This window comes from Xanthomonas citri pv. citri (assembly GCF_000961215.1).
Taxonomy (GTDB): domain Bacteria; phylum Pseudomonadota; class Gammaproteobacteria; order Xanthomonadales; family Xanthomonadaceae; genus Xanthomonas; species Xanthomonas cissicola.
This window is the reverse complement of record NZ_CP008998.1, coordinates 4,279,346-4,300,427: the sequence shown is the minus strand read 5'-3', so window position 1 is coordinate 4,300,427 and position 21,082 is coordinate 4,279,346. Positions and strand designations below refer to the sequence as shown.

The 21,082-nt window shown below is 64.5% G+C and carries 16 protein-coding genes, 1 other RNA gene and 1 pseudogene; 4 read left to right on the top strand and 14 right to left on the bottom strand.

The window, feature by feature from the left end:
- Positions 1 to 47 precede the first annotated feature (47 nt).
- The 7 genes and pseudogenes from AMD14_RS18830 to AMD14_RS18800 form a co-directional block, all read right to left on the bottom strand.
- A complete protein-coding gene (locus tag AMD14_RS18830; RefSeq protein WP_040107674.1) occupies positions 48 to 1,394 on the bottom strand; it encodes a sensor histidine kinase in 1,347 nt (448 codons plus the stop codon).
- Positions 1,395 to 1,402: 8 nt separating this feature from the next.
- Positions 1,403 to 2,747, bottom strand: a pseudogene (locus AMD14_RS18825) (sigma-54-dependent transcriptional regulator).
- A gap of 163 nt (positions 2,748 to 2,910) precedes the next feature.
- On the bottom strand, positions 2,911 to 3,225 hold the full coding sequence (locus AMD14_RS18820; RefSeq protein ID WP_015463627.1) for a hypothetical protein: 315 nt from the start codon (positions 3,223 to 3,225) through the stop codon (positions 2,911 to 2,913).
- Positions 3,226 to 3,441: 216 nt separating this feature from the next.
- The gene (locus AMD14_RS18815) at positions 3,442 to 4,668 is read right to left on the bottom strand and encodes an ABC transporter permease (RefSeq protein WP_011052420.1); all 1,227 of its coding nucleotides are present in this window, start codon (positions 4,666 to 4,668) and stop codon (positions 3,442 to 3,444) included.
- 55 nt (positions 4,669 to 4,723) lie between these two features.
- Entirely contained in the window at positions 4,724 to 6,025 is a 1,302-nt protein-coding gene (locus tag AMD14_RS18810) for an ABC transporter permease (RefSeq protein WP_040259873.1), read from the bottom strand.
- A gap of 11 nt (positions 6,026 to 6,036) precedes the next feature.
- The gene (locus AMD14_RS18805; protein WP_005920866.1) at positions 6,037 to 6,756 is read right to left on the bottom strand and encodes an ABC transporter ATP-binding protein; all 720 of its coding nucleotides are present in this window, start codon (positions 6,754 to 6,756) and stop codon (positions 6,037 to 6,039) included.
- A 48-nt stretch (positions 6,757 to 6,804) separates the two neighbouring features.
- The gene (locus tag AMD14_RS18800; protein ID WP_005920864.1) at positions 6,805 to 8,076 is read right to left on the bottom strand and encodes an efflux RND transporter periplasmic adaptor subunit; all 1,272 of its coding nucleotides are present in this window, start codon (positions 8,074 to 8,076) and stop codon (positions 6,805 to 6,807) included.
- 205 nt (positions 8,077 to 8,281) lie between these two features.
- Here AMD14_RS18800 and glmS point away from each other — a divergent pair, with 205 nt between their 5' ends.
- Together glmS and AMD14_RS18790 are read left to right on the top strand one after the other, a co-directional pair.
- Positions 8,282 to 10,111, top strand: coding sequence for a glutamine--fructose-6-phosphate transaminase (isomerizing) (gene glmS, locus AMD14_RS18795; protein ID WP_011052419.1), 1,830 nt, complete (start codon positions 8,282 to 8,284; stop codon positions 10,109 to 10,111).
- Between the two features lie 336 nt (positions 10,112 to 10,447).
- Positions 10,448 to 10,921, top strand: a complete 474-nt coding sequence (locus AMD14_RS18790) for a hypothetical protein (protein WP_003484033.1) — start codon at positions 10,448 to 10,450, stop codon at positions 10,919 to 10,921.
- Positions 10,922 to 10,940: 19 nt separating this feature from the next.
- Here AMD14_RS18790 and AMD14_RS24070 read toward each other — a convergent pair.
- A non-coding RNA gene (locus tag AMD14_RS24070) (sX9 sRNA) lies at positions 10,941 to 11,017 on the bottom strand.
- A gap of 282 nt (positions 11,018 to 11,299) precedes the next feature.
- On the opposite strand from AMD14_RS24070, the gene AMD14_RS18785 reads away from it, so the two are divergent.
- The gene (locus AMD14_RS18785) at positions 11,300 to 12,439 is read left to right on the top strand and encodes a hypothetical protein (RefSeq protein ID WP_011052417.1); all 1,140 of its coding nucleotides are present in this window, start codon (positions 11,300 to 11,302) and stop codon (positions 12,437 to 12,439) included.
- A gap of 127 nt (positions 12,440 to 12,566) precedes the next feature.
- On the opposite strand, the gene AMD14_RS24770 is transcribed toward AMD14_RS18785, so the two are convergent.
- The 6 genes from AMD14_RS24770 to AMD14_RS18755 all read right to left on the bottom strand — a co-directional run bounded on the left by AMD14_RS24770 (position 12,567) and on the right by AMD14_RS18755 (position 19,753).
- On the bottom strand, positions 12,567 to 14,432 hold the full coding sequence (locus AMD14_RS24770) for an XVIPCD domain-containing protein (RefSeq protein WP_015463625.1): 1,866 nt from the start codon (positions 14,430 to 14,432) through the stop codon (positions 12,567 to 12,569).
- A 106-nt stretch (positions 14,433 to 14,538) separates the two neighbouring features.
- A complete protein-coding gene (locus tag AMD14_RS18775; RefSeq protein WP_005926598.1) occupies positions 14,539 to 15,297 on the bottom strand; it encodes a hypothetical protein in 759 nt (252 codons plus the stop codon).
- Between the two features lie 344 nt (positions 15,298 to 15,641).
- On the bottom strand, positions 15,642 to 16,166 hold the full coding sequence (gloA, locus tag AMD14_RS18770; protein WP_011052414.1) for a lactoylglutathione lyase: 525 nt from the start codon (positions 16,164 to 16,166) through the stop codon (positions 15,642 to 15,644).
- A gap of 150 nt (positions 16,167 to 16,316) precedes the next feature.
- The gene (locus AMD14_RS18765) at positions 16,317 to 17,411 is read right to left on the bottom strand and encodes a copper resistance protein B (protein WP_011052413.1); all 1,095 of its coding nucleotides are present in this window, start codon (positions 17,409 to 17,411) and stop codon (positions 16,317 to 16,319) included.
- A complete protein-coding gene (locus tag AMD14_RS18760; RefSeq protein WP_040107673.1) occupies positions 17,408 to 19,210 on the bottom strand; it encodes a copper resistance system multicopper oxidase in 1,803 nt (600 codons plus the stop codon). Before AMD14_RS18760 ends, AMD14_RS18765 begins: the two co-directional genes overlap by 4 nt.
- An 87-nt stretch (positions 19,211 to 19,297) precedes the next feature.
- The gene (locus tag AMD14_RS18755) at positions 19,298 to 19,753 is read right to left on the bottom strand and encodes a CopL family metal-binding regulatory protein (RefSeq protein WP_015463624.1); all 456 of its coding nucleotides are present in this window, start codon (positions 19,751 to 19,753) and stop codon (positions 19,298 to 19,300) included.
- Between the two features lie 90 nt (positions 19,754 to 19,843).
- On the opposite strand from AMD14_RS18755, the gene AMD14_RS18750 reads away from it, so the two are divergent.
- Complete coding sequence (locus AMD14_RS18750; protein WP_003484047.1) at positions 19,844 to 20,947, top strand: PLP-dependent cysteine synthase family protein; 1,104 nt, start codon at positions 19,844 to 19,846, stop codon at positions 20,945 to 20,947.
- Positions 20,948 to 21,082: the final 135 nt, after the last annotated feature.

The window sequence follows — 21,082 nt, the reverse complement described above, 5'->3', positions numbered from 1 at the left end:
CAGCGGCAGGAATACGCAGAGCGTGTTGCCTGAGTAATGCGGTGTGTTCAAGCCGCCAATGGCAACAGCAAGGTCACGCACAGTCCGCCGTGTTCGCGGTTATGCAGCGAGATGCGGCCGCCGTGCGCTTCGGCGATCTCGCGGGTGAGGGCAAGGCCAAGACCTGTGCCATTGCGCTTGGTCGAATAGAACGGCATCAGTGCGTTGTGCAGTACCGCTTCGTTCATGCCGTTGCCGCGGTCGAGCACCTCGATGCGTAGCCATTGGGGAACGCGCGTGACCCGCAGCGCCACGTCGCTGTTGGGTGGTTGCGCTTCGCTGCAGGCCTCGTGGGCATTTTTCAGCAGATTGAGCAGCGCCTGCTCGATCTGCGCTGCATCGATCCGGCTGGAGACATCGGTGAGCGTGCCCTGCACCTGGAACGGAATCTGTTGCTGCAAGCGCTGCAGAAACGGCGCCCATTCGATGGTCTGCAGCTGCGGTTGCGGCAATTTGGCAAAGCGCGCATAGCCGCGGATAAAGCCTTCCAGGTGACGCGCCCGCTCTTCGATGGTCTCGAACACCGTCCCCAGGCGATCGGTGCGTTCGCGGCGCAGGAGCTCGGCACCCGAATGCGCCAGCGAGGCGATCGGTGCCAGCGAATTGTTCAATTCGTGGCTGATCACGCGGATGACTTTCTTCCAGGTCTGCACTTCCTGGCGGCGCAACTCGGTGGTCAAGGTGCGGATCAACAACAGCTCGTGTCCGCGCCCGTTGATGTGAAAGCTACGCCGCGACAGGTGATAGATCTGCTCGTCTTCTTCGTCGTCGCCATCTTCGCGTACCGCGAACAGGCAGTCCCCGCCGCGTGCCAATGCGTCGCGCAATTCGGCCGGCATGCGGCCGAGCACATCGTCCAGATGCTGGCCTTCCAGCTTGCGCCCCTCATACAGCAGTTTGCGTGCGGCGTTGTTGGAAAACCCGATCCGCCGCAGGCCATCGCCGCCGGCGACCACCAGCAGCATGGCCACCGGCGTGTTCTGCAGCATGGTGTCGAGCATCAGCTCGCGCTGTACCAGATGGCTACGCTGCGCGCGCAGCACATCGCCAAGCTCGGCATGCGCCTGCACCAGTTGCGCCAGTTCGTCGTTGCCGCGCCAATACACGCCAAAGTTGTACTCGCCATCGCGGTAGCTGCTGGTGGTGCCCGCCAGCGCACGAAACAGCGAGCGCATCGGCGCGGTGGCGCGGGTGAGGCTGAACCACATCGCCGCCAGCAGTACGAGGACCGAAATCGCCGCCACCTGCCAGCCGCGGTCCAGCCAGTACGCCATGAACCACGGCAATGCAGCTGCCAGCGCGAGCACCGGCAGCAAGCGTAAAAACAGCGCAAACGTGAAAGAGCGGTTCCGCATCCGAAAGTTCATTCCGAGGTGATGCCGTAGCGGTCCATGCGCCGATAGAGGGCCTGGCGGCTCAACCCCAGCTCGGCGGCGGCTTGTGCGATCACACCTTGCGCGCGTGCCAGCGCCTGTTCGATACGCGCGCGATCCGGCTCGCCTGCAGCCGGCGCCGCCGGCCGTGGGGGCGGGTGCACGTGGCAGATTCAGATCGCCCGCTTCGATACGCGCGCCCTGCGCGAGCAAGGCGGCGCGTTGCAGCACATTGCGCAGCTCGCGCACGTTGCCGGGCCAGCCATGCCGTTGCAATGCATCGCGCGCCTGCGCGGACAGCGGCTTTTCACCGGCAAGGAAGTGCTCGGCCAGCGGGCCGATATCGCCGGGGCGTTCGGCCAGTGCAGGCAGTGCGATTTCCACCGTGTTGAGCCGGTAATACAGATCCTCGCGAAAACTGCCGTCGCGGATCATCGCCGGCAGATCGGCATTGGTGGCGCTGATCACGCGCACCTTGGCGTGGCGTTCACGGTTGGAGCCCAGCCGCTCGTAACGGCCGGTTTCCAGCACGCGCAGCAACTTCATTTGCCCCGCCAGCGGCAGGTTGCCGATCTCGTCGAGAAACAGCGTGCCGCCATCGGCCGCTTCGAACTTGCCTTCGCGCGCCTTGTTGGCGCCGGTGTAGGCACCGGCTTCGGCACCGAATAATTCGGCTTCGATCAATTCGCCTGGCAAGGCGCCGCAGTTGAGTGCAATGAACGGGCCGTGTCTGGTGGCCGAATTGGCCTGGATGATCTCGGCAATCTTTTCCTTGCCGCTGCCGTTGGGGCCGGTGATCAGCACCGGCAAGTCCGAGCGTGCGACCTGACAGGCGAGGGCGATGGCGCGCTCGCTGGCAGGATCGGCGAACACCGCGCCGCGCAGATCGTAGCGCTGGGTCAGCTGCTCGCGGCCGCGCCGTTCGCGTTCGCGCCGACCTTCCAGCTCGCGGCGTGCTTCGGACAGTTCCAGCAGGTTGTTGACCGTGGTCAGCAGCTTGGTGTCGTCCCAGGGTTTGGCGATGTAATCGGCCGCGCCGGCCTTGACCAGGCCCACCGCGCTGCCCAGATGCGTCCAGGCGGTGAGCAGGATCACGGGCAGGTCCGGATGACGCTGACGCAGTTGGGTAAACAGCGCTTCGCCTTCTTCGCCGGAGGTGGTATCGGCGGTGAAGTTCATGTCCTGGATCACCAGATCGAACGCCTGCTCGTCCAGCAGCGCCAGCCCGGCCTGCGGCGAATGCGCGTGCCGCGCCTCGATGTCGTGCAACGAAAACAGCACCTCCAATGCAGTGGCCACGGCCGTGTTGTCGTCGATGATCAGGATGTGCGGCATCGCATTGCTCAAGGAGGCGCGGGAGTGATCGGCACAGAATACTGGCAACACGCAGCGACAACGCGCCGCTCGGCAGGGGGGCGGCAGATCGTCGAGCGGCAACGTCGGCGGACTCAAGCGGCCGGGCGCATGGTGCACCGACCGTGTGCCGGCACGATGCTGGTTATGGAGCCGCGGGCGGCAACAGCGGTGTGTACGTGGCCGCTGTCCAGATCAGATGCACCTGCACACCATCGCGCATGACATCCACGGCGACGGGGTTGCCTGCAGCAGCCCGCAGTGCGGCCAGCAGTGTTGCGACTGTGGTGATCTCGGTTCTGCCCGCCGTGCGCACGCGGTCGCCGCGTTGCAACTGCAGGCTGAGCGACGCGCTGGCCTGGGTCACCAGCAATCCGTCGCTACTGGCGACGAGCTCCAGGATTTGATCGTTATGGCGCCAGTTCAGCCGGGTGTCGTCGATGGCGAGCACCTCTTGCATCGAAGTGCTGGACGAGGCCGACGCCGCGTGCGCCCGCGTTGCCGCATCGGCTTGGCCGGGGTGAAGGAGGCAGCAGGCCGTCAAGGCGATCAATGCCGATGATGCAAGAGAGCAAGGCATGAGGGAATCCGGTTCGTAACGAGGGTAGAAACGCACGGTGGATGGCGAGCCTGGTCGCTTCCCCACCGCCAAGTGACAGCGAAGGAACGCCGGCCATCATGCACTGCGGGTGGCCACAGCCGGTGGCACTGCGGCTGCGCGCCGGGCCGGCCAGAACACCGCCAGCTGGCCGAGCATCCATAGCAGCAACGCGCCAATCGGCAGATAGATTGCCGGCAGTCGCGGCAATTCATAGCGTGCCATCAGCCAGACGTTGATCGAGTAGGCCATCAGCATGCCGAGCACGATGCCGACCGAGGCAAGCAGGAAATTCTCGATCTGGAAGTAGCGCAGGATCTGGCTGCGCGTTGCACCCAGCGCACGGCGGATACCGATCTGCTTGGTGCGTTGCTGCACCCAGAAACTCGCCAGGCCGACGATACCCAAGGCGGTCACAATCAGCAGGGCGACGCACACCGCCCCAAGCAGCCAGATCATGGCGCGATCATTGCGGAAATACTTGTCGCGGATTTCGGTGTAGGTCTCTTGTTTCAGCACCAGCCGGCTGTTGTCCACTTTCATCAAAGCCGCCACTGCCGCCTTCAGCACTTCCGCCCGACGCAAAGGGCCGGTGACACGTACGACGTATTGCCCATCCGTGTAAGGAGGACGGATAGGCAGCAGCATCGAATAGTCCTTTGCCGACAGTCCATTGACATTGTTCGGTCGCGCCAGGGTGCGCACGATTCCGACGATACGCAGCGGGACACCGCCAGAGTAGATGGTCTTGCCGAGCGCGCTGCGGTCGGGGAACATCTTGTCCGCCGCCCCCTGCGTCAGGATGACCGCCGCACCTTTCTTGCGGACCTCATCGTCGTTATCAGCCTTTTCCTGGCTGATGTATTCGTCCGGGCTGAAGTCGCGGCCGGCATCCAATTGCATGCCAAGTGCATCCAGGCTGCCTTCGCTGACCAGATACTGCGCGGCATTGAGCGTAGGGCGTTCCTGCTCCGGGGTCAGGCTCAGCCCCGTGTTGGACGAGTAATTGACGAAGGGGATCTGATTGGTGATGACCGCATTGCGCACGCCGGGCACCGCGCGTAGCGCTGCCAGATCCTCCCGGGTACGTGCATCGGCATTGGCCTGCGGGCCGATGCCGTCCAGCTGGATGCTGAGCAGCTCCTGCTCGGCGATGCCACTGGGAGTCTGGAGCGTGTCCAGGCGATTGCCGATCAGGAACAGCGAATTGCAGATAATGGCGCAAGCCAGTGCGATCTCGAGCACGATCAGTGCGGCGGCCGTCTTATGGCGGCGCAAGGTGGAGATGATGGGTCGGATGTCCATGGGCTGACCTTGAAGATAGGAAGCATGGCTCGCCGCGGTGCGGCGGGCAGGAGGTTCAGGACGACTTCAATTGCAGTGCCGGTGCGACCTGGATGGCGCGCCAGGACGGCAGGATGCCGGCAAGCAGGCTCGCGGCGATCGCAATGGCGAACGTCAGCAGCAGCATCGTGATATCCAGGTGCGCCAGCGCGGCGTAATCCACCGGTTGCTGACGTACGGCCCACAGCCCCAACCACGCCAGCACAAGTCCGCCGATGCCGCCGGCCAGGCCGATGGTTCCTGCCTCCACCAGACACTGCGCAAAGATTGCGCCGCGCGACGCGCCAAGCGCGCGCCGCACACCAATCTCTCCGCTGCGGCGCAGGAATTTGGCCAGCAACAGGCCGACCGTGTTCAGCAGGCACACCAGCAGAAAGCCCATGGCCAACCACAGCTGCAGGCGGACGTCGCTGGGAACCACCTTGTTGTAGTCCAGCCACTGCATCACGTTGCGCAGGCGCACATTGTTGGGCCGGGTAAAGCGCCCGGCGGCACGTTGTTGATCGGAATAATTTTCGAGGTAGACCTTGTAATCGCCCGCTTGCTTGGCATTTCCCAATTCCACCCAGTACTGCACCCAGTTGCAGGGTGCATTCAGCGCGGTGGTGTCGCCCGCCTCGACCTTGCCGGAGCAGTTGGTCCCGCCGGAATGGCTCAATTTCAGATCCATCGCCGTACTGAACGGCACGTACAGTTGTTCGTTCGCGCCGTAGGTGTCTGTGATGTCGTAGAAGCGTGGGTCGATCTTCCAGGTATCCAGGACGCCGACGATACGGAAGGTGTTCTTGTCCACGCGCACTTCGCGCCCGACGCTGTTGCCACCGTCGAACAGCTTTTCGTTCAGCGACTTGCTGATCACCGCAACACGTTCGTGCCGCTCGTCGCTTGTGCCGGACCACGCTTGGCCGTAGAGCAAGGGCACGTCGAACATCGCAAAGAAATCGGCCGAAGTGAAACGAGCGTTCAGCTTGAAAGGACTTAATCCGCTGCGCTGTGGCTCGATCGCGACACTTCCGCCTGACATCATCGCCTGACGCATGGCACGCTTCTCACGCAGCAGCGCCTCGGCGTCGAAGCGGGTGGACTGGTAATCGGGCTCGTCTCCCGGCTGATAGCCGGACTTCGGTTCCGCATCCACCTGCACATAGAACAACCGGTCGCTCTTCTGCGGGATCGGGTCGCCCGACAACACATAGAACACCGTCAAGGTGGTCATGCTGGCGCCGATGCCCAGCGCAATGGCCAGCACCATCAATGCGGTGAGCACCTTGTTGCGGCGGAAGCTGCGCACGGCAAGATGAAAGTAGTAGCCGAACATGGGTGGGCTCCTTAGTCGGCCAGGGTTGCAACGGCGGCAGGCGCGCGCATCAGGCTGGGATTGCGTTCCAGGTCGGTGGCCTGGCCGTCGACGATATGCACGTTGCGCTGCGCGCGTGCGGCCAGTTCCGGGTCGTGGGTGACCATGACGATGGTGGTGCCCTGGCTGTTGATCTCTTCCAGCAGTTCCATCACCCCGCGCGCCATCTGCGAGTCGAGGTTGCCGGTGGGTTCGTCGGCCAGCAGCAGACGTGGACTACCGGCCAGCGCGCGCGCAATCGCAGCACGCTGCTGCTGGCCACCGGAAAGTTCGGTGGGGTAGTGACGCAGGCGCGAACCCAGGCCGACCTTGGTCAGTGCCTCTTCGATGCGCTGCTTGCGCTCGGCTGCTGGCATGCCGCGATACCGCAGCGGCACATCGACGTTGTCGAACAGGTTGAGGTCGGGAATCAGGTTGAAGCCCTGGAAGATGAAACCGATCTTCCGGTTGCGCAGGCGCGAACGCGCATCGTCGGACAGATGGCTGACGTCTTCGCCGTCGAGCACATACTGCCCGCTGGTGAAGGTTTCCAGCAGCCCGGCCAGGTTGAGGAAGGTGGTCTTGCCCGAGCCGGAGGGGCCGGTGACCGCGACGAATTCGCCTTCGCGCACATGCAGGTCCAGCGACCGCAGCGCATGCGTTTCCACCTGTTCGGTGCGGAAGACCTTGGAGACTGCTTGCATCTTGAGCATTGCCGATTCCTTTGCGAAGAGAGTGTGCGACGAGTGGGAACGATCGAATCAGTGGACGGTGACGCGCGGCGCGTCGCCAAAGTTGTCTGCGCCGGAGACCACCACGCGGTCGCCGACCTGTAGCCCGGAGAGCACCTGCACTTCGCCCAGGCTGCTGACGCCCATGCGCACGGGGCGGCGCACCGCCGTGTTGCCATCCATCACATAGGCATAGCTGCCGCCGGATTGTTCGAGGAACGGGCCGCGTTCGACCTTGAGCACGTTGCGGCGCGTATCCATCAGCACGCGTGCGCTCATGCGCTGGCTCTGGCGCAGGCCCGGCGGCTGCTTGTCGGTGAAGCGGATGCGCGCGGTGACTTCGCCGTTGACCACTTCCGGCGACACCGCCGAGACGGCGCCCGCGAACGGTTCGCCGCTGCCGCTGGTGAGCTGGGCCGGCATGCCGATCGCCAGATCGCGCGCGAAACTCTCCGGCACCTTGATCTCCACTTCGAACTTGGACAGATCCACCACGCCCAGAATCGGCGCGTTCGCAGCGACCTGGGTGTGCTGCACGGCCTGCACCTGGCCGACCTGACCATCGAAGGGCGAGCGCAGCGTGAGCGCGTCCACCTGGCGCTGCACTTCGGCCACCACAGCGCGTTGGCGGTCCGCCAGCAGGCGCTTGTTGCGCGAATCCAGGTCCGCGCCCTGGCTCTTCAACGCGGCATCGCGCTGGGCATGCTGCAGGTCGATATCGGTCTTCTTCAAGGTGTCCTGCGCCTTGGCCAGTTCCACCTGCGGCACGGCGCCGCCGTCAAAGCCGCGCTGGTAGCGCTCCAGGTCGCGCGCGGCGGCCTGCTTGTCGATCTGGGCCTGGTCGGTGAGCTTGCTGGCGTTGGCACGCGCCAGGGTGGCATCCAGGGCCGCGCGGCTGGATTCGGCCTCCAGGCCCGCCAGGGTGGCCTGCTCCTGCGCGAGCTTGCTGCGCAACTCGGGGCTGTCGATGCGCGCCAGTTCCTGGCCCTGCTTGACCACGTCGCCGGCCACCACGCTCAGCGTCACCGTGCCGGCCGAGATGGCGTACAGCACCGGGCTGTTGGCAGCGATCACGCGGCCGTCGGCGGCGATGTCGCGCACCAGGTCGCCCTGGGTGACGGTGGCGATGCGCACGCGGCTGGCGTCGAACGAGCGGCTGCCGGCGCTCCACGCAGTCACGGCCCAGCCGATGCCGGCCAGCACCGCCACCGTGGCGATACCGGGCCACAGCCAACGGCGCCACGGCGCGCGCTGGGCGGGTGTACGGAGAACCTGGTCCTGGGCGGAGGTATCGCGAATCATGATCGGCTGGCTCGGTGGCGTCGCTGCAATAAAGCAGGACCTGTGCCAACGCTTAGGTCATTGAAATAGATGAATTTTATGGCGTGATGACCAGTGTCCGCAGTGTCCGCGGACACTGGTGGCGGACACGCTGTCCGGGCACGGTCATGCAGCGGACAAGAGCGGACACGCTAAAATGTGCGACTTCTTTTGCGAGAGCTGTCTTATGTGCGGCATTGTCGGAGCGATCGCCGGGCGCGATGTGGTCCCGGTCCTGATCGAGGGACTCAAGCGCCTGGAATACCGCGGCTACGATTCCTCCGGCATTGCAGTGCTCGACGGCGCGCAGGTGCGCCGGGTGCGTCGCACCGGGCGGGTGGCCGAGATGGCGCAGGCCGCGCAGGCCGAACAGCTCGGCGCCACCCTGGGCATCGGCCATACGCGCTGGGCCACCCATGGCGGGGTGACCGAGGCCAACGCGCACCCGCACATCAGCGCCGGCGTGGCGCTGGTGCATAACGGCATCATCGAAAACCACGAAGCGCAGCGCGAAAAACTGCGCGCGCTCGGCTACACCTTCGAGTCGCAGACCGACACCGAGGTCATCGCGCATCTGATCCATCACCATCTGGGCAGCGCCGGCGACCTGCTCACCGCGCTGCAGCACACCGTCAAGGAACTGACCGGTGCCTATGCGCTGGCGGTGGTGAGCCAGGCCGAACCGGAACGCTTCGTCTGCGCGCGCATGGGCTGCCCGTTGCTGATCGGGGTAGGCGAGGGCGAGAACTTCGTCGCCTCCGATGTCTCGGCGATCGTGCAGGCCACACGCCAGGTGATCTTCCTCGAAGAAGGCGATACCGCCGAACTGCGCCGCGATGGCGTGCGCATCTTCGACGGTAACGATGCGCCGGTGGAGCGCCCGCTGCACCTGTCGGACGTGTCGCTGGCCTCGCTGGAACTGGGCCCGTTCCGCCATTTCATGCAGAAGGAAATCCACGAGCAGCCGCGCGCCTTGGCCGACACCATCGAGGCGGCGATCGATGCCAAGGGTTTCCCTGCATCGCTGTTCGGCGCCAACGCAGAAGCGGTGCTGCGCGACATCGAAGGCGTGCAGATCCTGGCCTGCGGTACCAGCTACTACGCCGGCATGACCGCGCGTTACTGGATCGAAGCCATTGCCGGGCTGCCATGCAGTGTGGAGATCGCCAGCGAATACCGCTACCGCGCCGCCTATGCCAACCCGAAGCATCTGATCGTGACCATCTCCCAGTCCGGCGAAACGCTGGACACGATGGAAGCGCTGAAATACGCCAAATCGCTTGGGCATCTGCACACGCTGTCGATCTGCAACGTGCCGGAAAGTGCGATCCCGCGCGCCAGCGAACTGGTCTGTTATACACGTGCCGGCGCCGAGATCGGCGTGGCCTCGACCAAGGCCTTTACCACCCAGCTGGCGGTGTTGTTCCAGCTCACCATGGTGCTGGGAACGTTGCAGGGCCGCATCAGTGACGCCGAAGAAGCCGAGTATCTGGAGCAGCTGCGCTTTTTGCCCGGCAGCGTGCAGCATGCGTTGAATCTGGAACCGCAGATCATGGCCTGGGCCGAACGATTTTCGCCCAAGGAGAATGCTTTGTTCCTCGGTCGCGGCCTGCATTACCCGATTGCATTGGAGGGCGCGCTCAAGCTCAAGGAAATCTCCTATATCCACGCCGAAGCGTACCCGGCCGGCGAGTTGAAGCACGGCCCGCTGGCGCTGGTGGACGCGGCGATGCCGGTGGTGGTGATCGCACCGAACGACCGCCTGCTGGAGAAGGTCAAGTCCAACATGCAGGAAGTGCGCGCACGCGGCGGCGAGCTGTTCGTGTTCGCCGACCAGGACAGCCACTTCAGCGACTCCGAAGGCGTGCATGTCATCCGCACCCCACGCCATGCCGGCGTGCTGTCGCCGGTGATCCACACCATCCCGGTGCAATTGCTGGCCTACCACACCGCCCTGGCGCGCGGCACCGATGTGGACAAGCCGCGCAATCTGGCCAAGTCGGTGACGGTGGAATAAGCGCTGACGCGGTGGCGGCTGCGCGCACTGCCAGCTGCGTGCAGTCAGTGCATGGTCGGCTCTGTCGCTGTCATGTTCCCGGATGGCGATTGCTTGCGACGTCGTGCTGGCCGCGCTAGTGCGCAACGCGCGAGGTTCAGTTCCTCGCAAAGCGGTCGCCGACATCTTGCCTTTGCACGTGGCCATGCCGTTTCCAGGAGTGGCCCTTTCCGTCCGGCAAAGGCGCGGCAGCACTGCCAGCGGCCGTCCTTAGCGCTCCACCACAGCCTCTGCCAACGCAGTGGCCCAAGTTATGCATAAGCTCCTGGCGAGGGTCCACACCACGCAGGAGGACGTATGCACGAGTCTTTCAAACAGGGGGCGCCGGCCGAATTGTGGCAGGCGTTGGTGCGCGAGGCGGGGCAGCGGATCGCGCGTCCGCTGGACGAATCGCGCGAGCACTATCTGGTGTTCGTGTTGCTGCGCTTCCAGCGCGATGCGCATCTGCTTTCGCGTACGCAGGCGCTGGCATGGCTGCATGCGCAGGACCAGATCGGTAGCGTGCGGGCCGACGCACTGCGTGATGTGGGCGACGGCTGCCTGCTGATTGCAGGCCTGTTTCCCGGTGTGGCGCAACGCCGGCGCCTCAGTGTGGATTACTTCATCGATCTGGGCAGGGGCGCGTATTCCGAAGTGGCCGATACCCGCTGCAGCGATGCGGGTCTGTTCGCGCAACTGGCCCAGAGCTATCGCGAGCTGGTGCGTGTATTGGCCGCATTGCGCACGCCACGCGATTGGCAACCAGGCCCAGGCGGAATCTTGCATGCCTAAGCAGTGAGCATCTTAGAGCGGCTAACAAAACGTAGCGAGCAGCCGTCAGGTGGGCGCGGACGGCGCGCTCAGAATCGCAGTGTAGGAGTGGTAAATGCTGATTCCGAGCACCCGCCGCGCCCGCCTGACGGCTGCGCAGTCGTTTTTTTGGCTACTCGAAGGGGCGGTCCCCACACATGCGTGGGGACCGCCCCGACTGCGATGGCTGCCGTGTGCGGGCACACTATCCCTGCAGGACGATCGGCCGGGTGCGTTGTGCCATTACCCGTCGATCAGAGTCCTGCAGGTTGGAAGCCGTCGTGTGCGAGCGGTGACGCATCGGTCGCGCTGCATGGGGGACATGCAGCGCGGCGTACTTATCCATAGGGACAGGGATTCATGAAGACGTGTATCGCGGCGGTGCTGTTGGCATTGCCGGGGCTTGCTGTTGCCCAAGACGTGCCGCTGGGCTATGCCGGCCAGGGCGGAATGACGCTGCAGGAGATCGACCCTGCCATTTATGCGTATCACTACGACCACGGATTCGTGGGCGAAGATGCGATGGGCTGGGATCCTGCGCTGCAGTTCGCCTGGTCGCGCATCGCAGCCGCCAAGGTCTGTGCACAGCAATCGCCCTCCGATGCGTTGATCGGCAAGCTGGTGGAACAGTACGGCAAGGATGCCGTCGTGCACCAGATCAACGGCATTGGCTTCCATGAAGCACAGATGCGGGCGGCTGGCACGTTCTGTACCTCTGCGCGCATGACCGAAGCCACGGCGGTGGTGCCTGCGTTTGCAAGCGGGGATTTCTCCGCGGCAACTGCGTATGCGGCTGCTGCAGTTGCAGGCACTGTGTCGGTCGCCGCAACAGACGCGCAACCAAATCCGCAGTCCGATGCAGGGGCTGTCATGACGCCCTCGGCAGATTGGGCCTTGCAACTCCCATTGCATTCCAGCATGCGCGTGGGCTCGAACGGCTTGCCCAACGGCGACGAGATGCTACGTGTCGTCCGCCGCGGACATACCGGGATGGTCGTCGGCTTGCAAATCGCTACCAGCCTGTTTGCGCGCGGTGTTGCGGTCTCTGCCTTCGGAAAGGATCAGCTGAAAGGCGAAAAGATGGAAGGCCTGGGGAATCCTGGCTATCGATTGCAGCGCGATGCGGTCAACGCGCATTTGAAGACCTACTTCACTGGGCATCCGGGGGCCGTGCCGGTAGAACCGTTCCCGTTGCAGGTGCTGATGTCGGACTGGCTGCTGGTCTATCAGAGCCTGGCCGATACCAAGTCGCCTTACGAGCTGCGCTACGCAGTGACGATCGGTGGGGAGCGCAGCGGCTTTTTGAAGCGCAAGGCGAGCCCGGTCAGTCTGGACTGTGCGCCGACACCGCGCACTGCCTCGCTGGAAGAATGGGAAGCCAACGATTACGCATTGGTCAAGCAAGCAGCACAGGCCTATAGCGACGAATGTGCAGCGAAATTCGCCGAGCAGTTGCCGCAGTGGTTCCCTGACAGAGCGGCTGTTGCGACGTCCAACTGACGGATCACCCCTGTTGACGCCGGATATCCGGCGCTCGATGTGATTCGAAAAAACAAGCAATGCAGGCGTAACCCGAAGGGGCGCCGATCCATCGATCGGCGCCCCTTCTGTGTTTTTATTGCACCAATCAACCGACGCTGCGCGTCTGGCTACGTTGTTGCTCGTGCTGATCTTGGACCTGCGTTTGCGTTTGCGCATCCTGCCGCACCGCATTGCTGCTTTGCTCCAGCGGACGTTCCGCAGCGGTTGCCTTTTCGGTGTAGATCCGCTGATGCGCCGGATCGGTTGGCTGACCCTGCACGGCAAACAGTCCGTTGCCATCCTTGCTTTGCGCCACCATGTCGATGCGTTGCATGCCGCTGACCTTGGCTCCGAAGGTCATGTGGCCGGCCGCATTTACCAGCTGCTGCCGATTGGCGAAGGCATTGGGGCCGAGCTGTTCCAGCTTGTTGAGGGCCTGATTGAACAGCGGGTGGTCGGGGTTGGTTTTCTCCGAGAGCAGTGGCGTCTTTTCCGCCTGCTTCAGCGCAGCCTGCGTATCGCGGCCAACCACGCCATCGTCCTGCAGCCCATGCGCACGCTGGAATGCCTTGACCGCGTCGCTGGTCCGTTGGCCATAGGCACCGTCAGCCTTGAGTTCGTTGCCGGCTGCGTCCTTGTAGCCCAGTTGCTGCAGCGTCTGCTGCAAGGTGCGCACTTCTGCACCACGCGCATTTTCGCGCAGGACACTCGGCGCATCCGCGGCGGCGTGTGCCTGGCTGGGTTTGTGCTCGGACGCTGGGTGGGATTGCTGCTTGTTCTGGCTGCGCTCCTGCAGCAGGTCGCGCGCCTCAGACAGCGGGTCGCTTGCATACAGCTTGACGCCCTTGGCGTGCTTGCGCTCAAGGTAGGAATCCAGCGAGCTGAGCTCAACACCCTCGCCGCCACGGGATTGGCTGATCTTGAGCTGGCCATCCTTGGGGTCGCGCACCACCATCGTGATGTGGTCGATGCCCTTGTAACGCCCCTTGTCCCAACTCTGCGGGCCATTGTCCTCGCCGATGATCATGCCTTCTTTGAGGCTCTGGGCAGTCACGTCCTTGCCTTGGATCAGCACGCCGGAGCGCAGCTCGGCCTTGCGCAGCAGTTCGGACGCGCTGTCGAAACCAGGGCTGAACTTTTCGTCCTTGGTGAAGATGGCCTTGCCGGCGCCCTTGTTGATCTCATCCATGGTCGCGTTCTGCATCTCGACCACCCAGCCCGAACAATCGACCCTGCCTTTGTCGGGATCTTTCGCGCCCAGGCCGTATTTGACGTGGTCGTATTTATTGGTGAGGTCGTAGGCCGCGTGAAGCGCGATGCCTTGCGCTGCGGGTTTCTCCGGCTGGGCAGGCGCGGAATGCGCTGGCGCAGCGTGCGACGGTGCCTGCTGCGTGGCCGAAATGGGCTCGATGCCTTTTTCGGGAATACGGATACGGTCCATCTTCGTATCCCAGTACTGCACAAACGTCTGTGCCATATCCTTGTCGGACATGCGCCGAAACGTTGCCGAATCCACGCCGGTCAACGACTTCAGCTCTTTCTCGCCGACATTGTTGAGAATATTGGCGCGTGTGCTTTCCAGGCCAAAAGATCCCGTGGCGATCGCGGTCTGCAGAGAGCGGTAGCCACCGGCGCCTTGCTGATGGGCCAGGTACATATCCAGGCCATCGGGCTCCGGCTTGCCCGACAGGTAGGGCCGCCCATCGCGTTCGTGCCGATTGACCAGGCTCGTCCGGTTATCCAGATACAGCCGCGCTGCTGCGTCGGTGTTGACCACCGCGTCCAGTTCGCGTCCGGCAATGCCGTACTGCTGGGCGGTTGGCGGAGTGAACTGGAACAGTCCTTTCGCACCACCGGGGCCGCGGCTGGCCAACTCGTCGAAGGCGCCGCCAGTCTCTACGTGGGCAAAACGCAGGAAGTCGTCACGCGGAATATTCCGCTCGGCCGCTTCGCGTTCGATGATGTCGAGCACTTGGGCTCGTGAATAGTTCGTCGGCATCGCTCAAGGTCCTTGATTGAGTGCTGCAGCCACGCGGCTGCAGCGGTACGCCGCCCGAACCAATTCCTTTGGTCCTGTATCAAGGGGTCGGCAAATACGATTTGCTGGCCGCATCGTAGCGATATTCAACCGTCGCGTCACCCCCGCTCGTCGGCGGATCGGCAGAGACGGTTACCCGCAGCGCGGGCAGGCCGGGCTGCTTCACGAACGCCAGCGTGCTGCTGTTCTTGACGCAGGCAATCTTCCCGGGCGCATCTTCGCCACAATTGGCGCTGTTGTCCTCACCAGCCGGAATGTTGCCGATATAGGTCCAATGCTTGTCGTTGACGTTATCGGTTTCTTTCGGGTTGAACACGAGTGCGTCGTAGGAAAGGATGCGCACGCCCGACTGCAGGCTCCACGTCGGCACGGCCAGCACCAGCCGGCTGTCATCGGTGACAAAGGTCTGTGGTCGACGCGTGGTGTCGACGGTGTTGCCTTGTTCCAAGCCGCCGAATTCGCCGATGTAGGGCTCTGCGCCAAGCAGCTTCCACGGCGTTTTGCTCCCCGGTTCGCTGGTCACGAAAGTGGCATGGGCCAACGTCACCTTGGTGCCGGGCGCAGGAGAGTGGTCTTCGCCTTCTGCGCCGAAGCGCTCGGGCGTTTCCCAGGCGAAGCCGGTGTAATACCGCGTACCACCGAGTTCGAACTGGAAGCCGTACCAATAATGAATCCAGCTGCCATTGGCGACCTCGTACGAGGTTGCGCCATCGCCGTCCACGTTGCTGATGAAATACAGCACGCTGTCGGTCCGCGGCGGCTGCAGTTGCTGGGTCGATCCCTGGGTTGCGTCCTGCATGGGAGATGCATCCTTTTCTGACGGTTTTGTAGGGGTGCCGGCCGCGGCTGCGGCGGTCTTCGGAGCGGTGGCGTCCGGTGTCGCCTGTGTGCAGGCGGCGATCGTTGCTAGCGCAAGGACCAGTGAAATCTTCCTGACGAGCATTGGGGTGCATCCATTGCGGAGGGCGGCGAAAGTCTACTCCAGCCCGCCGTTGTGTCCAGTCGCTGCACCGGGCCTGGCGGTTACCGCGCGTCGTTGCGGCGCGGGGCTTCGAGGCAAGGGACGCGTCGCGTTCGGCATTGGTATCGGCTGGTTGCCATCCCGTCCCCGCTGACGCGCCAGCTTGCCGCTGAGCGTTGGACTTACGCCAACGGCGTATTGGAAATGATCTCCACCCAGTAACCATCCGGGTCCTTGATGAAGGCCAGGTGCTTCATGCGGCCGTCTTCCAGGCGTTTTTGGTATGGCACGTTGAGGCTGTCGAAACGTGCGCAGGCGGCATGGATATCCGGCACCGAGATACAGAGATGGCCGAAGCCGCGCGGGTCGCTGTTGCCGTCGTGATAGACCGGGCCATCCTGGGTTTCGGTGCCATGGTTATGGGTGAGTTCGAGCACGCCGGGGATACCTGCCATCCACAGCCGACGCTGGGCGTCGTCATCGGGAATGGCGGTGCCTTCGGGTAGCAGCGCGAGAAAATACAGGCTGAATTTTGCGTCGGCAAAATCGCGTGCGTCGAGCAGGCGGAAGCCCAGGACACGCGTATAGAAATCCAGTGACTGCGTTGCATCCTTGACGCGCAGCATGGTGTGGTTGAACACGAAGCCGTGTGTCTCGGCGGGCGCGTCATTGGCGCCTGGCACGTGTTGCAGATCGTTCAAAGGCATGGCGGTCTCCTGGTGTGGATTGTGGGGGTGCGGCGTGTTGCGCGAATGGGCGATGTTAGCCAGGGCAGGGTTGTCGGCGTGTCATGGCCGACTGGCAGCGGGTGGGATGCGCGAGCGTTGATGGAGAGGGCCAACCGCGGTACCACTGCCTCAAAACCAAACGCGCACTCCGGCAACAAAGCGGCTGTCGCGCGCGCGGATATCGTCCATCGCCGCGCGCTGTGCGCTATCGCCGAAGCTGCGGCTGTGCATCCAGCCGATGTACGGCGCGAAGCGGCGGGTGATCTCGTAGCGCAGGCGCAAGCCAAGTTCGACCTGTTCCAGGCCGCTGCCAATACCGCGGCGGTTGTCGTCGGTAAGCGCGATGTCGGCTTCCACACGCGGCTGCAGGATCAGGCGGTTGGTCAGCAGTACCTCGTATTCGCCTTCCAGCCGCAGCGCCGCGCGGCTGCCGGTGCCCACATATAGCGTGGCTTCGGTTTCGAACTTGTAGGGCGCCAGTCCTTGCACGCCGAAAGCCGCCCAGCTGCGATGTTCTCCTGCGCCGATGTCCTGGCGCGCGCCGACAAGCACATCCCACCACGGCGAAATGGCATGGCCATAGAACGCTTCCAGCGAGGCGGATTCGGTGCGCCCGTCGTGCCGTTCGCCTTCGCTGCGCAGCCAGAGCCGGTCGACGTCGCCACCGATCCATGCGCGTGATTCCCAGGCCTGGCCGCTACCGCGGTTAGTGTTGGAAGCCTCCAGCCGATCGAGCAGGACATAATGATTGATACCTGCCGAGTGCATCGTATGCGTGCGCAATGGTGCGAATGCAGCGGCGATGTCGTCCGCCGTGGTTGGGGGGATGGGGGCGCGTGGTAGCGGGTTAGTGCGTGTCTCGGTGAGTGATGCAGGAGCTTGCGCAGCGTGTGTTGGCTGCGTGTGGTGCATCTTCGAGTGGTCCATCGAAGCGTGATCCATCGCTTGGTGGTGCATGGCTGCATCGTCCATGGATCCCTGCTTCATCGATTCATGGTCCATGGCATTGCTGCCCATCTCAGCGTGCGACATGTGAGTGTGGTCGATGGGTGCGGCCTGAGATGATGCCGGGGTCTCATGTGCGCCATCGGCCATTTGCATCGCCTGTTCCTGCATGTCCTGCGGTGCCTCCTCCATCGCATCGTGCTGATGCTCCTGCGCAACCGCAGATGCGCTCGCCAAGAACGCAGCCGCGAACCAGGCCTGCATGCGAAAGCGGCTCATGCTTCCACCCGCACTTCGCGCATCATGCCCGCTTCCATGTGGTACAGCAGATGGCAGTGATACGCCCAGCGGCCGAGCGCATCGGCACGCACGCGGTAGGTGCGGCGGGTGCCGGGCGGCATGTCGATGGTGTGCTTGCGTACCTGGAAGTTGCCGTGCGCATCTTCCAGGTCGCTCCACATGCCATGTAGATGGATGGGGTGCTGCATCATGGTGTCGTTGACCAGCACGATGCGCAGGCGCTCGCCGTATTGCAGCTGCAAGGGTTGCGCGGAAGCGAACGCGATGCCATCGAAGGACCATGCGAATTTTTCCATATGCCCGGTCAGATGCAGCTCGATGTCACGGCCCGGTTCGCGCCCATCCGGGTCGTCGAACACGCTATGCAGATCGGCGTAGCACAGCACGCGGCGGCCGTTGTCGCGCAGGCCCACGCCGGGGTCGTCCAGGCGCGGTGCAGTGGCATTGCTGCGCATGTCGATCAGCGGGTTGCCGGTTTCGCTGGCGGAATGATGCGGCGCCTTGTCGTGTGCCTTGGCATCGTCATGCGAGTGCATGGTGTGCATCCCATGCGCCGCCAGCATCCCGGGCGCGCCGTGCATTGCGGGCAGCGCGTGATCCATGCCATCGCCATGCCCCATGTCCTGCATGGTCAGGATGGCGCGCGGATCCAGCGCAGGAATCGGCGCCTGCAAGCCGTGCTGCACTGCCAGCGTGCCGCAGGCGAAGCCGGTGCGGCCCATGTCCTGCGCGAATAACGTAAACGCATCCTGGCCGAGCGGTTCGACAATCACGTCGAAGGTTTCGGCCGCGGCGATGCGCAGTTCGTCCACGCTGACCGGATGCACGTATTGCCCGTCGGCGGCCACCACGGTCATGCGCAGGCCGGGGATACGGATGTCGAAGTAGGTCATCGACGAGCCATTGATGAAACGCAGCAGCACCTTCTCGCCGGGTTTGAACAAGCCGGTCCAATTGCCGGCCGGTGCCACGCCGTTGAGCAGGTAGGTGTAGGTGTTGGCGTTGACGTCGGACAGGTCGGTGGGCGTCATGCGCATGCGCCCCCACATGCCGCGGTCGGCCAGCGTGGCGCGCAGGCCGTCGTCGCGCGCATCGCGTAGAAAATCGCCGACGGTGCGCTGCGCGTAGTTGTCGTGGCTCGGCATCTGTTTCAAACGACGGAACAGGGCGGCCGGGTCCAGATCGGTCCAGTCCGAGAGCAGCACCACATGTTCGCGATCGTGCCGGTACGGCGGCGGCACCAGCGGGTCGATGACGATGGCGCCATACAGCCCTGACTGCTCCTGAAACATCGAATGGCTGTGGTACCAGTAGGTGCCGGACTGGCGCAGCGCAAAGCGGTAGTGATACTCCTGGCCCGGCGCGATGCCGTCGAAACTCATGCCCGGCACCCCGTCCATGTTGGCCGGCAGCAACAGGCCATGCCAATGCACCGAGGTGGGTTGGTCGGTCAGCGCGTTGCGCACGCGCACGCTCACCGTGTCGCCCTCGCGCCAGCGCAAGGTGGGTGCCGGCAGGCTCTGGTTGACGGTGATTGCGGAGCGGGGGCGCCCGGTGAAGTTGACCGGCAGGCGGCCGATCTGCAGCGACTGGCTGCTTCCGCGCAGCACGGGCGTGTTCGCCTGGGCCGCGGCGCGCGCATCGTTGCGCCACAGGCCGCTGGCGGCGATGCCGCCCAGGGCCAGGCCCTGGACGAAGCGGCGCCGGCTCAGGCCGCTGGCGGTTGAGCCGTGGGAAAACGGGGGATCGAAAGACATGACATCTCCTGCGCGCTCCATCGGCAAGAGATGGGCGCAGCGCACAACTGAGGGAACCCGCGCAAGCACGCGCGGGGCCGAGGACGGCCAAGGCAGGGCCGCCGGCGCTCAGGCGATGGGAGGTCGCACCGGTTGGTCGGGCAGCGGGCTGCTGCGCCCCTCGGTCAAGGTGTCCGGCAGCGCCGGGTGGCCGAGCAGGCCCGCGGGTACGGCAGGCAAGGTCAACAAGGCGAGGCTGCAGTGCTGCAGGCAATCGCAGCTGCCCAGTTTGCAGCAGTCGGGCGCGTGCGCATGCGTGGCCTTATCGTGCACCTGCATGGCAGTCGGCGGGGGCATCGCCTCATGGCACGGCAGGGCAGCCGGCTGCTCCGTCTGCGTGGTCGCGGCAGTGCCCGCCATGGGCGCGGCGGGCATCGTGCCCGACGCCATTGCCGGCATGGCCATGCCCACCGACGCCCACGCGCCGGTGGCCGTGTTGGCAACCAGGCACAGGCACAGCAGCAGGCGGAGCAGGCGATGCAGCACGGACAGTCGAGGCAGTGACAGGTGCGGCGAGCATAGCATCGGCCCCAGCTGTCCGCCCGATGCGCTGGCTGCGTAGGCGGGCAGGCGACGGCGGTAGAATTACCGCTACTTTTGCAGCCAAGTCCTGCCATGTCGCAGCGCCAGTGGGTGGCCGCCGCCATCCAGAAGATCGAAGCCGATTTCAATCGGTCGGCCGACACCCACCTGATTCCGATGGAACTGCCGGGCTATCCGGGCATCGACCTGTACTTCAAGGACGAGTCCAGCCACCCGACCGGCAGCCTCAAGCACCGCCTGGCGCGCTCGCTATTCCTGTACGCGCTCACCAATGGCTGGCTGCGCGCCGGGCGCCCGGTGATCGAGGCGTCCAGCGGCTCCACGGCCATTTCCGAAGCGTATTTCGCGCGCCTGCTCGGCGTGCCTTTCATCGCGGTGATGCCGGCCTCGACCTCGCCGGAGAAGATCGCCGCGATCGAGTTCCAGGGCGGCCGCTGCCACCTGGTCGAGCGCGCCTGCGATCTGGACAGCGCCTCGCACCAGCTCGCACGCGAGACCGGCGGGCACTTCATGGACCAGTTCACCTACGCCGAGCGCGCCACCGACTGGCGCGCCAACAACAACATCGCCGAATCGATCTTCAAGCAACTGGCCGAAGAGCCGCACCCGATCCCGGACTGGATCGTCTGCAGCCCCGGCACTGGCGGTACCAGCGCCACCCTGGGCCGCTACGTGCGCTATCGGCGCCATGCCACCCGCATCCTGTGCGCCGACCCGGAAGTGTCGGTGTTCTTCGACGGCTATTGCCGCGCAGTGGACGGCCAATGCCCCAAGGAGCTGGCCATCACCGGCGGCTCGCGCATCGAAGGCATCGGCCGCCCGCGGGTGGAATCGAGCTTCATCGCCAGCTGCGTGGATGTGATGATCAAGGTGCCCGATGCGCTGAGCCTGGCGGCGATGCGCCACGTCAGCGCCACGCTGGGCCGCCGCGTGGGCGGCTCCACCGGCACCAACTTCGTCGGCGTGCTGCACGCCGCCCGGCGCATGCGCGACGAGGGCCGGCAGGGCTCCATCGTCACCATCCTGTGCGATGCTGGCGAACGTTACGCGCACAGTTATTACGACCCGGCCTGGTACGAGGCGCGCGCGATCGATGTCAGCGACAGCGATGCCGCCATTGCGCTGGCCGTGAACGGCGGCGATTTGCCTGCCTTGCCTTGTGCGGCGCTGGAATGACCGCCATATCCGGGACGTGAGCATCAAGGCGCTGCGCTCACCGCCACGCCGGTGCGATCGGTGTCCGCAGTCGGCAGGTACGGGCGGGCACCGTGCCCCTGGCGCCGTGCTCAGCCTGCTGGCGGTTGTGCGCCA

Bases quoted from the DNA above. Each gene is read 5' to 3' on its own strand.
- AMD14_RS18810 (WP_040259873.1), bottom strand. From the start codon at position 6,025: ATGTTCGGCTACTACTTTCATCTTGCCGTGCGCAGCTTCCGCCGCAAC.
- AMD14_RS18800 (WP_005920864.1), bottom strand. From the start codon at position 8,076: ATGATTCGCGATACCTCCGCCCAGGACCAGGTTCTCCGTACACCCGCC.
- AMD14_RS18820 (WP_015463627.1), bottom strand. From the start codon at position 3,225: ATGCAAGAGGTGCTCGCCATCGACGACACCCGGCTGAACTGGCGCCAT.
- AMD14_RS18775 (WP_005926598.1), bottom strand. From the start codon at position 15,297: ATGCAGGACGCAACCCAGGGATCGACCCAGCAACTGCAGCCGCCGCGG.
- AMD14_RS18815 (WP_011052420.1), bottom strand. From the start codon at position 4,668: ATGGACATCCGACCCATCATCTCCACCTTGCGCCGCCATAAGACGGCC.
- AMD14_RS18760 (WP_040107673.1), bottom strand. From the start codon at position 19,210: ATGGAGCGCGCAGGAGATGTCATGTCTTTCGATCCCCCGTTTTCCCAC.
- AMD14_RS18805 (WP_005920866.1), bottom strand. From the start codon at position 6,756: ATGCTCAAGATGCAAGCAGTCTCCAAGGTCTTCCGCACCGAACAGGTG.
- AMD14_RS18830 (WP_040107674.1), bottom strand. From the start codon at position 1,394: ATGCGGAACCGCTCTTTCACGTTTGCGCTGTTTTTACGCTTGCTGCCG.
- AMD14_RS18755 (WP_015463624.1), bottom strand. From the start codon at position 19,753: ATGCTATGCTCGCCGCACCTGTCACTGCCTCGACTGTCCGTGCTGCAT.
- AMD14_RS18790 (WP_003484033.1), top strand. From the start codon at position 10,448: ATGCACGAGTCTTTCAAACAGGGGGCGCCGGCCGAATTGTGGCAGGCG.
- AMD14_RS18750 (WP_003484047.1), top strand. From the start codon at position 19,844: ATGTCGCAGCGCCAGTGGGTGGCCGCCGCCATCCAGAAGATCGAAGCC.
- glmS (WP_011052419.1), top strand. From the start codon at position 8,282: ATGTGCGGCATTGTCGGAGCGATCGCCGGGCGCGATGTGGTCCCGGTC.
- gloA (WP_011052414.1), bottom strand. From the start codon at position 16,166: ATGCCTTTGAACGATCTGCAACACGTGCCAGGCGCCAATGACGCGCCC.
- AMD14_RS18765 (WP_011052413.1), bottom strand. From the start codon at position 17,411: ATGAGCCGCTTTCGCATGCAGGCCTGGTTCGCGGCTGCGTTCTTGGCG.
- AMD14_RS18785 (WP_011052417.1), top strand. From the start codon at position 11,300: ATGAAGACGTGTATCGCGGCGGTGCTGTTGGCATTGCCGGGGCTTGCT.